This is a genomic window from Timaviella obliquedivisa GSE-PSE-MK23-08B (assembly GCA_019358855.1).
In the GTDB taxonomy this organism is placed as follows: Bacteria; Cyanobacteriota; Cyanobacteriia; order Elainellales; family Elainellaceae; genus Timaviella; species Timaviella obliquedivisa.
Genome location: JAHHII010000001.1, coordinates 307,848 through 322,567, shown reverse-complemented (window position 1 = coordinate 322,567; position 14,720 = coordinate 307,848). Strand labels below are relative to the sequence as shown.

Genomic DNA, 14,720 nt, shown 5'->3' with positions numbered 1-14,720 from the left:
GAAGTCTATAGCTGTAACTCCGCAGGTCAAAATCCAAGTTTCCCGCCGTTGCTGAATTGCGATATGAAAATCATGTTCCCCTGCCCTCGCAGGGAAGGGGCTAGGGGTTAGGTTTCGACAACGCAGCGAGACAGACCTCTCCCTAAATCCCTCTCCTAAGGGAAAGGGACTTTGAAGGATTCATATTTTGATTCAGCAATGCCAGTTTCCCTTGCTCTCTCCTAATCCTAGTGGTGCAAACGGATATCCGCGCAAACTTTTTGCTCTAGAAGTCAGGATTTTTGAAAACCTACAACTTACCTAATCAGACCCCTAGCTGTGCCCGACCGTGGTAAAAACAAAGCCTAAAAGTAAACCGAAAAAAGGCAAAAAGAAGAAAGGTCGGAAAGCGGCTGAATCAGGACTGAGTTTGAAGGAGCAGTTGGCACAAAAACGTCAAGCCGATCGCCTTCGCAAAGAGTTTATTAGTTTTACAGTTTCTGTCCTGGGGTTTGCTCTGTTTATAGGTGGACTGGCGGCGATCGCGGGGGGGCTAAAAGCAGCAGTAGGGGCGATCGTTGCCATCCTTGTGACCGCTCTTTCCTTCAAATATCCTCGTCAAGCTTTGTGGTCATTTCTCATCTATTTACCGCTAGGAGGAACGGTAATTTATGCGCTAGGTAATAGCCCGATTCTGCAATTAGCAAAAGATGGATTTTACATTCCTGCCGTGCTCGGAGTGGTGCAGTACTGTCGGCAGAAAAAACTGCCCATCCTTATTCCTAAGCAATTAACGGTGCCGCTAGGAATTATGTTGACCTGCTGCTTCCTGACGCTGCTGTTTGTCAATGGCTACCAGCAGTTTGTGACTAAACCTGGAGGGGTGCCTCTGGGTTTGGGAATTTTTGGTATCAAAATTTTGTTGGGCTATGCGCCGCTGTTGTTTTGTGCGTATTACTTACTGCGCGATCGCCAGGATTTTTTGTTTTTGATGCGGCTGTCATTGCTGTTGATCATCTTCTGTTGTGGACTCGGGCTGATTCAATACCTCATGCTGTTGACTGGAATTTGCCAGGGAACACGATTAGCCCAAGGCAGCGATTTATTTCGGGCATCTTTAGGGGCGCGATGTTTTGTTGGTGGCTCGTTGCTTTACAGTCCTTCCCAGGGCGTTATTCGTCTGCCTGGAACTTTTGTTGCGCCCTGGCAGTGGGGCTGGTTTCTTATTTCGAGTGCATTTATTGCCTTTCCAACTGCATTTAATGATCCCAAACCAATATGGCGACTTTTAGGGCTAGTTGGCTTGGGTGCAGTTTTTGTCATGGCGGTGGTGTCAGGACAACGAATTGCCTTGGCGCTGGTGCCTGTAGTGGTTGCAGTGCTACTGATTTTTACAGGTCAGATTGCCAACCTAAAGAGGTTTTTGCCGATCGCCGTCGGGTTAGGTTTGGCGTTGGGAGTTGGCGCAGCAAATAATGCCGCGACTATGCAAGAGCGCATTGATAGCTTTATGAGCCGATGGAATGCGTCTCCGCCCTATGACTTTATTTTTCAGCAGTTGCAGTGGTCATTGGCGCGAGGCGGTTTTTTGGGACGGGGGCTAGGACGAGCAACAAATTCGGGGCGGTTTTTAGGAGAGACGGTGCTGGTTGAGACTTATTACCCCAAGCTAATTTATGAGATTGGGATTTTAGGGACGATCGCGTTCTTGATTTTGGTCACTACTTTAACGATCGCCACATTTAAAGCCTATCGTTCAGGGCGCGATCGTACTCTGAGAAGCTATGGTGCAGCGCTTTGGCTATTTATTTTTGCCATGAGCTACAACACTTACTACTATCCCCTTGATGTTGACCCTGTTGCTGTTTACTACTGGTTTTTTGCAGGGGTGACTTTAAAGCTGCCCGAAATTGAAAATCAGGAAAATCGAGAGGCAAAACTGCAAGATGTACCAGAATCTATCGGCAAGAAACAGCGCGTTAAACGGTCTGGATTTGGATGAGATTTTGGGCTAACCCTAAACAAATTGGAACGAGTTAGTAAAGAGATTATTGGTTTCAAGAACATGAGCAAAGATCGATTAGCGTGGATTGATGTTTTAAAGGGAATTGGCATTCTTTCAGTAGTTGCAGGTCATATCTATGGCGGCGTACTAGGAGATATGATTTTTCTGTTCCATATGCCGTTGTTTTTTGTGATTGGTGGAATGTTGTACCGATCGCCCTCTAGCGATCGTGCCTTTCTCAAACAGAAAGCGGTTCATTTACTAATTCCCTATCTTTCTTTTCTGGTATTACTCTCGGCAAAAGATGTTGTGGCAGCGTTGCTGCACATTTTCAAGTCGCCCAGTTTAGCAACGGTTTCTGATCTGTTTCAGATTGTGGGAATTGCAATTTATGGCGGACGGTTGTTGCAAGGATGGACGGGGGTGTTTTGGTTTGTGACTTGTTTCTTCTTAACGCAGCAATTGTTTAATATTTTGTACAAACGCTGTAGTCGAAAAGGTTGGCTGATTTGCCTGGCGATCGCCCTTGGCGTTAGCTACCTCAACGCGCGGTTTTTTCTCCAGGTGAGCTTTCCTTGGAACGTGAATGTAGTTTTTGCAGCGTTGCCGTTTTTTGCGTTTGGGTTTTATTTGAAGCAAACTCATCTGCACAAACTAGCCTATGGAATAGCGGCAGGAATGACGGCGATCGCCCTCTGGCTAATCAGCAATGGCTATGAAATTTCCTACAACATGAAAGGTTCTGGGTATGGTATCCCTTTGATAACGCCCCTCTTTTCAATAGCAGTAATTATTATCTTAATCGGCTTGTCTAAACTAATTGCTCAGTATTTAGGAATGTTGCAAAAGGGATTATCTTATTTAGGTGCAGCATCAATGGTCATTATGTATCTGCATCAGCCGATTCAACTGACACTGAAAAAGCTGGAAACTGCGAGCGAAATCCGGTTCTTGCTAGCATCATTGATTCCAGTCGCAATTTATTTTCTAATTAAAGAACGAACCTTAACAAGGGCATTTCTTCTGGGTTCGCCTCAAGATTTTGAAGGATTTGTGCGTCCTCTGGGATAACTAAGAGGGCGAGTCAACGGAGCCGCCTGTGAGCTTACCTTCTATTTCTGTCATTATTCCAACCTATGGGCGCGAAGATACTTTACGCGAAACCCTTGCCGATGTGGTGCAGCAAGATTATCCTCACTTTGATGTCATTGTGGTGGATCAAAAGCCGCAGCATCAGCCCGAAACGCAGGTTTATTTAGATCAGCTTGCTGCGGCGCAAACAATTCGTTTATTTCAGGTAGATTGGGCAAGTCTGCCAGGCGCGCGAAACTATGCAGTCAGGCGATCGCAAGCCGATATTGTCCTGTTCCTCGACGATGACGTGCAGCTATCTCCGGGGTTTTTAATGGCTCATGCCCAAAACTATTCCCGCGCTGAGGTTGGGGCTGTTGCAGGTCGCGTGTTCGATCGCATGAAATTAGCAGATCATCAGTCAGGATTGGCGATCGAAGATTTGCCGCCGGAAGCGATGAATCCAGGGATAGCCTGGTATCACATTAATTTGGTGCATACGGTTAAGCCGCAGCAGGTCTTGACGGCGCGGGGCTGTAATATGTCTTTTCGGCGCGAGATTTTTGCCAAACACGGTATTTGGTTTGATGAACGGTTTCGGGGCAGCGCGGTACGGGAAGAGTCAGATTTTTGTCTGCATATTCGCAAAACAGGGCTAATGATTTGGTATGACCCAGCGGCGCATTTGGTGCATTTGGGCGAGGAAACAGGCGGTTGTCATGACATTAGTACGCGATCGCTGCAATACCAGGTTACTTTCTACCACAATCACTTTTTAATGGGGTTAAAAAGTCTTACGCCGGGGCAGTGTCTCCAGTTTTTCATTAAGCTGTTTGATTGTCATGTCTTGGGGCACCCTCCTTGCTACAAAAGCGGTTCCCCGCTAAAGGTCATGAGTCGAGGCGTGTTCTACATCCTTGCGTTCATTAAGGCAGTCGGAACGATGGTAAAGTCGCTGTGGAATGACGGGCAAGTTTACAGTCAAAGCGACCGGGTAGATCCTGCTTTGAGGGAATGGGCATCATGAAAATTCTTGTTGCTAGCCATACCTATATTGTGGATCTCAACTGCGAAAAGTTCAAAACCCTCGCATCCTTAGCACCTAATATCGAAGTAACAATTGTGGTGCCTAGGAAATGGCGACCCGGCGGCGTGCAAAATAAACTTATTGAAACCCGCTTCTGGCAAAAGGGTTCTTTTCGAGTCGTGCCCGTGTCGAACTTTAGCCAAAACAATCAGGGAATGCTCTGTTTTGGCGCAGATTTAGTCTCCTTAATGCAGGAGTTTCGCCCCGATATTATTCAAGTAGAGCAAGGGGCAAAGGCGATCGCTTATGCCCAAATGATTACCCTGAATCGTCTCCTCAAACTCAACGCCAAAAACCTTTTCTTTACCTGGTGGAACTTGCCCTATAGGCTCAAGTTCCCCGTTTCGGCACTAGAGGCGTACAATCTGCACCATAGTCACGGCATTGTGTCGGGCAACCAAGATGGCGTGGATGTGTTGCGGCAGCGCGGCTACAAAGGCGAAATGCGAGTTATGCCCCAACTTGGTGTCGATGAGTCTCTCTTTCGTCCTCAAGCACAGCCAAAACTTGCTGCACAGCTAGGGATTCAGCCGCATGAGTTTGTGATTGGGTTTGTCGGGCGATTTGTTGAAGAGAAGGGGCTTTTAACGCTGTGTGATGCAGTGGCAGGTCTGGCAAAAGAAAAGCATTGGAAACTTTTGCTATTAGGTCGGGGCGAATTAAAAGAACAGTTGATGGCGAAAGCTGAAGAAGCAGGAATTGGCGATCGCCTCATCATCATCGAAAGCGTAGCCCACAAAGATGTTCCTCGCTTTATCAACTTGATGAATGTGCTAGTGCTGCCTTCCCAATCCACCCAAAAGTTCAAAACCTTGACCTCGGCAGGCTGGAAAGAGCAGTTTGGACACGTTCTCATTGAAGCAATGGCTTGTCAAGTGCCCGTCATTGGCTCTGATTCTGGCGAGATTCCCCATGTCATTGGCGACACGGGCATGGTCTTTCCTGAAGGCAATGTAGAGGCTCTGCGGGATTGTTTGGCGCGGTTGATGAGTCAGCCGGAACTGGCGATCGATCTCTCCAAACGGGCTTACTCTAGAGCGATGGAATGTTACACCAATCGAGCTTTAGCGCGGCGGCAGTTAGACTTTTATCAGCATTTGCTAGGGAAAAAGAATGAGTAAACCCCTTCACATTCTCCAAATTATTCCTTCTGTTTCGCTGGTTTACGGCGGCCCTAGTCAAATGGTACTGGGACTTTCTAAGGCTTTGGCAGAGAAGGGTGTAGAGGTGACGATTCTGACAACCGATTCTAATGGCGATGTGGGACAACCACCTTTAGATGTGCCATGCGATCGCCCCATTTCACAAGATGGCTATCAAATTCGATACTTCCACTGCTCACCGTTTCGCCGCTACAAGTTTTCCTTGGGGCTGTTGCAATGGCTAGCACAGCACGGACGCGAATTTGACCTTGCCCATATTCATGCTCTGTTCTCGCCTGTCAGCAGCCTAGCTGCAACAGTGGCGCGTCATCAGCAACTTCCCTACATCCTGCGTCCGCTAGGCACCCTCGACCCCGCCGACTTACAGAAAAAACGTCAGCTTAAACAACTTTACGCAGCGGTATTAGAGCGCCCCAACTTAAGAGGAGCCGCAGCCCTTCACTTTACTAGCGACCAAGAGGCAAAAATCTCGGAGCGGTTTGGAACAATGAGCCGGGAATTAGTCTTGCCTTTAGGAGTAAAACCTGTAGAGCAGAATCTACAGGCAAGACAAGTGATGCGCGCTCAGTACGCCATTCCTGGCGATCGCCCTATCATTCTTTTTATGTCCCGCCTCGATCGCAAAAAGGGATTTGATCTGCTACTCCCAGCCTTGCAGCAGCTAGCAGCAGCGGGACAAGACTTTCACTTTGTGCTAGCCGGGTCTAATTCTCAAGATCCAGACTACGAGCAAGAGATCTTCGCCCAGATTCAGCAATCTACTTTGAAGGAACGAACGGCGATCGCGGGATTTGTTACAGGCGAAGATAAAGCTATGCTGCTTCAAGCCGCCGACTTATTCGTGCTGCCTTCTTATTACGAAAACTTTGGGATTGCAGTGGCAGAAGCAATGGTTGCAGGAGTGCCTGTCGTGATTTCAGATCAGGTCTACATCTGGGATCAAATTCAGCAGGCAGAGGCGGGATGGGTTAGCCCTTGTACGGTGTCTGGATTGGTAGAGCAACTCCGGTTGGCTCTAGCCGACAGCGCAGAACGGCAGCGTCGGGGAGAAAATGCAAAAGCTCATGCGTTGAAGAACTATAGCTGGGGGGCGATCGCGCAGCAAATGATTGCAACCTACCACCAGATCCTTCACCCCTGACCTTGATCCGACAGTGGCTTACCTCCCTTCACTGCACATCGATACAATTGGTAGGGAAACCCAATCCGATAAAATTCTTGAGGATCAACTTGGCAAAGGGTGCGTCTTTGCCCTGGCTGGCTGGCTAACCTGAGCCGTTCTGGATAGTCCTTTGCTCGGGTTCCAGGAGAAGTAACAACCCACAGATTGAGCGGCAGGGGCAACAGTTGGGGCGATCGCGCTAAAGTTTTCCACATCTGTTGATAACTTTGTGAACGATCAAAAAATGCAAACCGTACCGACTTTTCCACATCCTTTACCGAGTACAGTTTACGCAACTCCAACGCAAAGCTTAACCCTAAAGCAATGTCTTGGAGCGACGTATAGCTAACGACCACAATCAGGGGTCGATCGGGCTTCAAAACCATATCTTGAGCCACTTCATTAGGACGATAGGACTTTTGAAATACCCACCCATTCACCACAAATCCGCTGCTAATTAAACCGACTAGCAGGATAATGAGTAGCGACCCCTTGTGGGTATCTCGAAGAGATCGCCCTACTCCCCTAATCCAAATGCGCCATGGTAAGGGCTCCTGCCCAGATCCAACACCTCCAAAACACGCTCCCAGCAAGGCACAGATCCCTGGATAGTACACAAAGTTATATCGAGGAACGACTGTAATGTCCTTGTCTAAAACATAAACGATCGCAAAAAACTCTAAAATCACGCACAAGGTAAAGCCCAAAAGCAGCACGATTGCCGGACGTAAAGAAAAAGTTTTCCACAGGCTTCGGGATGCTACTACTACGCGACTAATCAGCCACAACCCAAACACTGTAATAGTTAGGCTCGATGCAACTTTAATAGCAAAAGATTGGTTTTCCACAGGCAATGCAATGATCATCAGCACCCAACCCACAACCGTTTGATAGAGTGGGGCAACCCGATCTAACCAATCGGGTTTATAAGGAATCAGCCAGTCTGTTTCGGGGCGACCTGTATGGCTGATCAGGGTAGGTAGCCAGGGCAAATAACAGAGGACAATCCCGGCGATCGCTCCTCCTAAAAATCCCCAATGGTGAAGGGGTCTACGCTGCCCTATTCCCATCCATCCGCCCAATGCAATAACTTGTGCGACCACTGCCAACGCGAAGAAGTAATGAACGTATAGCCCAATACTATTGAGAACAACCCAACCCAACCATACCCATGGGCGAAATGCTTGCTGGGTCAAGTCTTGCTGCATCTGCACCAATGCTGCTAACGCCAGCGTAATTAGCAGCATTGGCAGCGTGTAATGCCGCGCCTCTTGCGATAAATAAACTGCAAATGGAGAAACTGCCATCAGCGCTGCACTTGCTAATCCTGCCGATTTAGAAAAAGCAACGCGGTTAAGATAATAACTTGCTCCGATCGCTCCCACGCCTAGCAATGCAGGCAGCGATCGAATTGCCCAAACCCAGTTTTCGGCATTGGGCTGTAGCCAGTTCAGCCAACGGTGCATTAAACAGAAAAATAAGGGAGGATGAACCGATTGGGTGGCGATCGTTTGAGCGATTTGAGGACAAGTTATCCCAGGTTGCAGCGTAAATAATTGATCTAGTGCGGTTAATGGGAAAAACTCTTCCCGTGGAATATCTTGATAACTCCGTCCCATTGTAAACAGCGCACTCAGAACTTCATCCAGCCACAAAGGTTTACTATCAAGGTGCCAAAATCGTAGCCCCAAGCCTAAGAGCAGGATGGTGAAAAGTAGAAGGTAATGAGCGATCGGACGAGGAAAAACTTTGAGGGGCACAAAAATTTTAGAGCGATAGATGATTATTCAAGATACAGGAGTCCAGGTAAACATTCGCTGAAGTCCGGACAGAATTGGCTGATATTCCTCAAGGGATAAACTGCCGCGGTATGCCGTTACTCGGCTGATATCTAATGATCTCACTTGATCTAGCAAAGCAATAGAGGGAGAACGCAGCCCACCGACTCCTGCGGAGAATTGAGGATATAAGTTGGAGGAAGCAATCGCCCATTTCTGACCTCTATCTGTAGTGCGTGGCATCACCACAATTAGCGGAAAACGAGGGATGTCAAGGAGGTCAGGAATAGCTACAACAATTGCAGGTCGGTATCCTTGCTGCTCGCGCCCTTTTGGCATCTGCTCTGGGAAGATTGCTGTGACGATGTCTCCAAACTGCAACGATCGCTGGGTCATTTGTCGATCGTTAATCCTTTACCGGGTACATATTTTACAGGTAAGCCCTCTTCTCGCTCACCCGGCTGCCAATCATAGGGTTCATGGTTGCCGAGGCTTGATAAATCTGCTTGCATCCAGGTTTCATCTTCTTCCAACACTTCTTCACCTATTACTTCCCTCATTAAGAGAACTTGTCCCGATGCTTCCAGAATTCCAGTTATTTGTTGAAATTGTTCAATGGGGATTTGTACCGCAATAGGCTGATGGTCTTGGTTTAAGATGTAGCGTGTGTAAACTTCAAACATCGCTTTACCTTCTATTGCTATCCTGACAGTCTATCCTAACGCTAGAGCACGTCTCTACTCATTCAGCAGTTGTGAGGATAGAAGTTCTTCTTCTATCTCTTGCTCAAATTTGACTTTACTGTAGAGATCATTCAAGGAAATCTGAAAGGGAACTGCGGCAAGGGCGATCGCTTCATCTTCGTCGTCATATTCCCGAAACCATCCTTGTTTCTTACCCGTTATGAAAGACTGCCCCACATGAATTCGGGTTTGATCTACTAATAGATATTCTTGAAAACTTGGAATAGTGCGGTAAGCATTAAACTTTCCCTCGCGATCGTATGCCTGAGTAGATTTTGACAAGACCTCAATAATAACTACAGGATTGGTAATTATATCCGTGCGATTGCTAACATATTCTGGTTCGCCTGCAATAATCATTACGTCTGGATAGGTGAAGATCTGCTTTTCAGGTATCCACAACCGGACATCACCAATGAAAACCTCATAGTCTTGCTGTTTAAATGCAAAATTCAATGCGCTACTAAAATTTAGGGCAATTCGATTATGGTTTGTACTTCCACCTGCCATAGGAATAATTTGTCCATTGATATATTCGCTTTTGTACTCGGAAAATTCCTCTATTGCCAGATATTCTTCGGGTGTGTAGTCACGAGTTTGGGTGGCTTGCATCGTTAGAGTCCTTCGCTGAATGCCTCGTGTCATTATGGTAGCGTCTTCAGATCCACAAGAGATAAGCTCACAACAGACAGAGCGGAATCTAGCCCTACAAGCTCTGCGCGATCGCCTGCGCCCGGGGCAGCAGTGCATGGCAGACTGGCAAGGAGGAGCATTAGCAGTTTCGGCGGTGCCGGGTTCAGGAAAATCTACGGGAATGGCGATCGCCTCTGCTCTGCTCCTTGCCCGCCGCTTCCAGCAAGGAAAAGATGCACAACCCGGACAACTTGCCCTGGTGACTTTCACCCGCTCAGCCGTCGCCAACCTTAAAGGCAAAATTCGTCAGTCTTTGAAGGAGCTATCCTTGCCGTCTCAAGGATTTATGGTGTCTACTCTGCACGGGCTGGCGTTAAACATCGCTACTCAGCATCCAGAACTTTCAGGACTCAACCTCAGCCGCATGACATTGGTTTCTCCTGGTCAAAGCAGTCGCTTGATTCGCGCTTGCGTCGAGCAATGGGTTTCGGCAAATCCTCAAGCCTATCAGCAGCTTTTGGAAGGAAGACAGGCAGATCATGAAGAAACAGAGCGCCTCCGCCGCCAGTCGGTTCTGCGCTCTGAGGTCTTACCAGAACTAGCATTCACTGCGATTCATGAGGCAAAAAGCTCAGGATTACTGCCCCAAGATCTACAAGAAATCAGTAACAACGCAGAGTTTCGCTCTTCTTTAGAGGGTGCAACTTACAACGTTTTAGAAATAGCGGCTGGACTGTACGATCGCTACCAAAGGCTCTTGCAATCTAGAGGCTACATTGACTACGACGAGATGATTCTGGCGGCTCTGCGAGTGCTCGAAAACGAAGCTGCCCGTCACCTCTGGCAATCTCAAATTTACGCTGTTTTTGAAGACGAAGCCCAAGATTCCTCGCCACTGCAAACCCGTCTATTAGAAATCCTGGCAGCCCACCCAAGCGAACCTGCTCTTAATCTGATTCGGGTGGGCGACCCCAATCAAGCCATCAATTCTACCTTCACCCCTGCCGACCCCTCCTTCTTTAACGACTTCTGTCAACGCTGTCAAACCGAAGGTCGCTTAGCTGAGATGGATCAAGCCGGACGCAGTACCCAAATTATTATCGACGCAGCCAACTTTACCCTTGATTGGGTCAACACTCGCTACTCCCTCCCTGAGATTGAGACAATCCATCAGATCGGTTCGACACAACCTTTTCGTCACCAGTACATTCATCCCGTTTCTACCAATGATCCACAAGCCGATGCGAACCCTGTGGCTGAAGGAAAAGGTTTGGAGATTTGCTTTCCTAGCGACATTTATCGCAGCGTTGATTTAATCGCCCAACGGGTTGCCGATCGCCTGACTCATAATCCAGAGGCACGAGCAGCAGTATTAGTCCGAGAAAATCGGCAGGGAAAGTTTCTAGCAGAGGTGTTACGCAATCCGGCTCAGTATGGAATTGAGACAAACCTAGAAGAAATAGGAATTGAAATCTACGACGTGGGCGATCGCGATCGTCATTCCCATGTGCCTGCCGAAATTTTGACCCTGTTGCAATTTCTCGATCGCCCCCATTCGCCCGATTACCTGAAAGCAGCGCTCAGAGTGTTGAGCGATCGTCAACTCATTCCGCCTCAAGACCTCAACCGCTTAGTCAGTTTCCCCGAACAATTCCTCTATCCTGCCCCTCTCGATCCACCCCAACCCGAACCCGTCCTACGCGCTCGTCGCTATTGTGCAGGGTTGCTTCGTGCCCGACTAGAACTGCCCCATTACCAACTCATTTCTTTCCTGGCAATGACCTTGCAATATGACCAAGCCGAGCTAGCAAGCGCCGATAAACTTGCAGAGCGGATCTCTCAACAAACTTCTGCTGACTCATCAATGGTTGCTGTACTTGAAGCCCTGAGCGAACTTGTCCGCTCCGAGCGCTTTGAACCTGTTGAAGCCGACGATTCTGAAGCTCGATATATCCGCCCTCGTCAGCTAACTATTATGACGATGCACAAAGCCAAAGGTCTAGATTGGGACTACGTGTTTCTACCCTTTCTTCACGACTCTTTGATTCCCGGTAGTCTTCGGGTTTTACCTCAAGCCCAATTTCTGGGTAACTTCACGCTCTCTGAAGTGGCTAGGGCACAAATCCGTGCCCATATCCACGGCGAAGGAATTCTGCCCAATATCGAGGCGGCTTGGAATCGCGCGGGTTTGCTTAAGACAGCAGAAGAATTTCGGCTGCTATATGTGGCAATGACCCGCGCCCGTAAACTTTTATGGATGTCAGCCGCGCGCCTGGCTCCCTTCACTTGGAGCAAGCCAGAAAACCTGAGCGATCGAGAGGCTTGTTCAGTGTTACCTGCCCTAGCCCAGCGATTTCCGCAGGCTGTATCCCAGGACAAGAGCGATCGCGGCTGAAATGGAGCAGCCAAAACGAGATCTTGTCAATCTGCTTGTGTTGCTTTGCCTCATCATTCATCCGCGAGTATCAACTCCTGTCAAAAATTAGGATTAAGTGCGCGATCGCCTTAAATAAGTCGGCAAAAATGGTATTTGAGTCGGCAAATACTATTTTGGGGTGCGCGCTCAACTGAAACAAGTGGGCAAATGTTGTTTTAGGGTGGGTGAATATTATTTTGGGATGCGTGATCTACTGAAAGAAGTGGGCGGAAGGACTCTTTGCTCACTCGTTTATTGATTTAGAGAAGATAGAATCAGCGATCGCCTTCCCTCGTCTCCCTACAGATCTATAAGTTGCCGCAGCAAAGAATTATCGGCTAAGCTTGCGGCAGTTGTGCTATCCCCGGCATTAAGGACTGTTATGAAAGAATCCTACGACTTCTCCCAGGGGCAACGCGGCAAGTTCTACCATCCAGATGCCCAATTTGAATTGCCCATCTACTTCGAAAGCGCCCTCATCGCCTTCCTCCAAGACATTGCCGATGCCAAAGGAACCAATATCCAAACGATCGCCAACGACTGGATGCGTAAGAATATTGCCCTCAGCGAAACTGCACAGTAAATCCTGTTAGGCGCGAATGTCGATCGCATCACACGCGCCCCCTGCCTACCTTAAGCCTTAAAACTACCTTAAGCCTTAAAACTACCGATCGCCCTGAAACTCCACATTATCTTGTAAATTTTCACCACTTCTTTCGGCTGTGTCTGGGTAAAGACCACCAAATTCCTTAATGGCTTCTTTGGATTCTTCACCAATTCTTTTTAGCCGTTCGCCAGGTTTACCCTCTACTTCACGGGCTTCTTGTTGCCATTGTCTAGTAGTAGTGGGTCTTTCTGAGTCTCCTCTTTCTAAAACGTTATCAATGCGCCGACCTAAGTCTGGGTTGTTTTTGGTCGTTTCAGCAGGAGCAAGCAAGAGGATGGCTCCTACTAAAGCAACTGCAAAAAACTGTTTAACTTGAAATGATCTGATAAAAGAATTGAGACGAGCGATCGCCTGAGAAAATAAATTAATCATAAAAAAGCTCCATGGGTTTACTTTTTCTAGTACCCATGGAGCTTATCGAATTACAGCTTAACCTCCTTCTACCCAAAGTTGTATCTAGGTTGCGGTTAGCAATTTTTACGATACAGATCCTTCTACTGCTGCTTCTCCTGCCTCAGCGATCGCACGCTCTTTATCTAATCGGCGCTTACGAGCATAAAGCTGAATAATTGCCGCCATCGCCACAACCATGGCGAAAATACCCCAACTGGCAGCGCTAGTGGGAAAGTTATTTTTAAAAATCGCTAATAGGACAATGATCACCAGAAACACAGTAGGTACTTCATTGAGCCATCGAAACTGCTGCCCCGTAAACTTAAACTCCCCAGCCGCAAGCTGCTTCATCCAACGAGCACAAAGATGATGGTAAATAATCAGAACGCCCACTAAAGACATCTTGACCTGAAGCCAGGTTTCTTTAAGAAGCGCGGGAGCCGTTATCAGCATAGCGATCGCCATCCCCACGGTTAGCACCATACCTGGAGTTGTAATCAGCTTATAGAGCCGCTTCTCCATAATTTGATATTGGTTGTGCAAAATGCTTCTTGCAGGTTCAGGCTGTTCAAGGGTTTCGGCATGGTACACAAATAGCCGTACCAAATAAAACAACCCCGCAAACCAAACAACAACGCCCACAATATGAAAAGCCTTAAACCAGAGATAGGGCATGGGTTATAAATCCTCTTCTTATCTAGAACCCTATTCTACCGGGAGTGGGGAATCTGTAGGAGAGGGGAAGGGGGCATGTAGTGAAGGGCGCTGGACGCTTTCCCCCTGTCCTTTCCTCAGATCCCATCCTGTAGACTCAAACTCATACCGCGTGCTTAAACAGCGAATCTAAATAAACCCGTGCTGCCCGACGGTAGCTACGAGAAGAATCAGGCGTGTTGCTACAGCCATTTTGCAGCAAGAACAGCGATAGAGCCGCAGCAAAGACGCGATCGTGATCCCAATCGGGGTGCGTTTCCAGATAATCTTGAAGCGATTCGTGCAAATCTTCAGGAATCTCAGCCAAAATGCTGACGTTTGAATTCATAGAAACCTCTGTATCGGAAGAGTACGAAGAGTACATGGTGAATGAGCCTGTTAAGTAAATCTAAGTGAATAACTGTGATGTATGCAGCCAAAAGTTGAGCTAACTCCAGCTATTGCCGACTCAAACACCTTATATGGAAATGCTATGGGTGATTTGAGTTGAGTCGTTTTGGAGCGCTCTTTAAGGTTGGTCGCATCAATGTACGCTATGGGGGGGTAGGGTTGTCAATGCAGAACACTTGTGCAGTTTTTGCAGGCGACCAAGAAGCCCAACGGCATAATAAGCTTCCTAGAGCTTTTTTGTTACATTCCTTAACGTAATCTCAGGAAGATCAGGGCTGATTCGTTGCCAACTCGTTATTCCCCAAGAAATCCGTGAACCCACGTCACTTCGTATAGAGCTGTGGAAAACCCCCTCAAAACCTGTGGAAAACTCATTCGTCCCTGTGGAAAGCTTGTGGAATACTTGGGGAAAAATACTCTCAATGATAAGAGTTGTAAACTTACGGAAAAAGGGGGCTTTCAGAGTTATTGGAGCAAGATGGGGAATTTTTGTCCTAGCCTGTAGAATCAAGGCGAGAG

The 14,720-nt window shown here is 47.8% G+C and carries 14 protein-coding genes; 7 read left to right on the top strand and 7 right to left on the bottom strand.

Annotated features, from left to right (window positions below; all coding sequences use genetic code 11):
- The first annotated feature begins 328 nt into the window (after window positions 1-328).
- The 5 genes from hpsL to hpsP all read left to right on the top strand — a co-directional run bounded on the left by hpsL (window position 329) and on the right by hpsP (window position 6,446).
- Window positions 329-1,981, top strand: coding sequence for a hormogonium polysaccharide biosynthesis protein HpsL (gene hpsL, locus KME11_01570; protein MBW4513898.1), 1,653 nt, complete (start codon window positions 329-331; stop codon window positions 1,979-1,981).
- Between the two features lie 63 nt (window positions 1,982-2,044).
- A complete protein-coding gene (locus KME11_01565; protein ID MBW4513897.1) occupies window positions 2,045-3,055 on the top strand; it encodes an acyltransferase family protein in 1,011 nt (336 codons plus the stop codon).
- A 28-nt stretch (window positions 3,056-3,083) separates the two neighbouring features.
- A complete protein-coding gene (gene hpsN / locus KME11_01560) occupies window positions 3,084-4,082 on the top strand; it encodes a hormogonium polysaccharide biosynthesis glycosyltransferase HpsN (protein MBW4513896.1) in 999 nt (332 codons plus the stop codon).
- Window positions 4,079-5,263 (top strand): hormogonium polysaccharide biosynthesis glycosyltransferase HpsO, encoded by a 1,185-nt coding sequence (gene hpsO / locus KME11_01555; protein ID MBW4513895.1) that lies wholly within the window; start codon window positions 4,079-4,081, stop codon window positions 5,261-5,263. Before hpsN ends, hpsO begins: the two co-directional genes overlap by 4 nt.
- Entirely contained in the window at window positions 5,256-6,446 is a 1,191-nt protein-coding gene (gene hpsP / locus KME11_01550; protein ID MBW4513894.1) for a hormogonium polysaccharide biosynthesis glycosyltransferase HpsP, read from the top strand. Before hpsO ends, hpsP begins: the two co-directional genes overlap by 8 nt.
- On the opposite strand, the gene KME11_01545 is transcribed toward hpsP, so the two are convergent.
- From KME11_01545 to KME11_01530, 4 genes are read right to left on the bottom strand one after another with little or no spacing between them, the layout of a single operon-like run.
- The gene (locus KME11_01545) at window positions 6,437-8,227 is read right to left on the bottom strand and encodes a glycosyltransferase family 39 protein (GenBank protein ID MBW4513893.1); all 1,791 of its coding nucleotides are present in this window, start codon (window positions 8,225-8,227) and stop codon (window positions 6,437-6,439) included. The two genes, hpsP and KME11_01545, sit on opposite strands and share 10 nt — an antisense overlap.
- Window positions 8,228-8,254: 27 nt before the next feature.
- Window positions 8,255-8,641, bottom strand: coding sequence for a type II toxin-antitoxin system PemK/MazF family toxin (locus KME11_01540; protein ID MBW4513892.1), 387 nt, complete (start codon window positions 8,639-8,641; stop codon window positions 8,255-8,257).
- A complete protein-coding gene (locus tag KME11_01535) occupies window positions 8,638-8,928 on the bottom strand; it encodes a hypothetical protein (GenBank protein MBW4513891.1) in 291 nt (96 codons plus the stop codon). The genes KME11_01540 and KME11_01535 overlap by 4 nt, the downstream gene beginning before the upstream one ends.
- 54 nt (window positions 8,929-8,982) lie before the next feature.
- Entirely contained in the window at window positions 8,983-9,600 is a 618-nt protein-coding gene (locus KME11_01530) for a Uma2 family endonuclease (GenBank protein ID MBW4513890.1), read from the bottom strand.
- Between the two features lie 34 nt (window positions 9,601-9,634).
- Here KME11_01530 and KME11_01525 point away from each other — a divergent pair, with 34 nt between their 5' ends.
- Both KME11_01525 and KME11_01520 read left to right on the top strand, forming a co-directional pair.
- Window positions 9,635-12,016, top strand: a complete 2,382-nt coding sequence (locus tag KME11_01525; protein ID MBW4513889.1) for an ATP-dependent helicase — start codon at window positions 9,635-9,637, stop codon at window positions 12,014-12,016.
- A 403-nt stretch (window positions 12,017-12,419) separates the two neighbouring features.
- Entirely contained in the window at window positions 12,420-12,620 is a 201-nt protein-coding gene (locus KME11_01520) for a hypothetical protein (GenBank protein ID MBW4513888.1), read from the top strand.
- A gap of 81 nt (window positions 12,621-12,701) precedes the next feature.
- On the opposite strand, the gene KME11_01515 is transcribed toward KME11_01520, so the two are convergent.
- From KME11_01515 to KME11_01505, 3 genes are all read right to left on the bottom strand, one after another.
- Complete coding sequence (locus KME11_01515; protein ID MBW4513887.1) at window positions 12,702-13,076, bottom strand: hypothetical protein; 375 nt, start codon at window positions 13,074-13,076, stop codon at window positions 12,702-12,704.
- Window positions 13,077-13,181: 105 nt separating this feature from the next.
- Window positions 13,182-13,772 (bottom strand): protoporphyrinogen oxidase HemJ, encoded by a 591-nt coding sequence (hemJ, locus tag KME11_01510; protein MBW4513886.1) that lies wholly within the window; start codon window positions 13,770-13,772, stop codon window positions 13,182-13,184.
- 142 nt (window positions 13,773-13,914) lie between these two features.
- Window positions 13,915-14,139 carry a DUF2811 domain-containing protein gene (locus KME11_01505; protein MBW4513885.1) on the bottom strand — a complete coding sequence of 75 codons (225 nt, stop codon included), beginning with the start codon at window positions 14,137-14,139 and terminating at the stop codon, window positions 13,915-13,917.
- Between the last annotated feature and the right edge of the window lie 581 nt (window positions 14,140-14,720).

Excerpts from the sequence above, each read along its gene's own strand:
- KME11_01565 (MBW4513897.1), top strand. The coding sequence starts at position 2,045 with ATGAGCAAAGATCGATTAGCGTGGATTGATGTTTTAAAGGGAATTGGC.
- hpsO (MBW4513895.1), top strand. The coding sequence starts at position 4,079 with ATGAAAATTCTTGTTGCTAGCCATACCTATATTGTGGATCTCAACTGC.
- hpsP (MBW4513894.1), top strand. The coding sequence starts at position 5,256 with ATGAGTAAACCCCTTCACATTCTCCAAATTATTCCTTCTGTTTCGCTG.
- KME11_01540 (MBW4513892.1), bottom strand. The coding sequence starts at position 8,641 with ATGACCCAGCGATCGTTGCAGTTTGGAGACATCGTCACAGCAATCTTC.
- KME11_01535 (MBW4513891.1), bottom strand. The coding sequence starts at position 8,928 with ATGTTTGAAGTTTACACACGCTACATCTTAAACCAAGACCATCAGCCT.
- KME11_01530 (MBW4513890.1), bottom strand. The coding sequence starts at position 9,600 with ATGCAAGCCACCCAAACTCGTGACTACACACCCGAAGAATATCTGGCA.
- KME11_01525 (MBW4513889.1), top strand. The coding sequence starts at position 9,635 with ATGGTAGCGTCTTCAGATCCACAAGAGATAAGCTCACAACAGACAGAG.
- KME11_01520 (MBW4513888.1), top strand. The coding sequence starts at position 12,420 with ATGAAAGAATCCTACGACTTCTCCCAGGGGCAACGCGGCAAGTTCTAC.
- KME11_01515 (MBW4513887.1), bottom strand. The coding sequence starts at position 13,076 with ATGATTAATTTATTTTCTCAGGCGATCGCTCGTCTCAATTCTTTTATC.
- hemJ (MBW4513886.1), bottom strand. The coding sequence starts at position 13,772 with ATGCCCTATCTCTGGTTTAAGGCTTTTCATATTGTGGGCGTTGTTGTT.
- KME11_01505 (MBW4513885.1), bottom strand. The coding sequence starts at position 14,139 with ATGAATTCAAACGTCAGCATTTTGGCTGAGATTCCTGAAGATTTGCAC.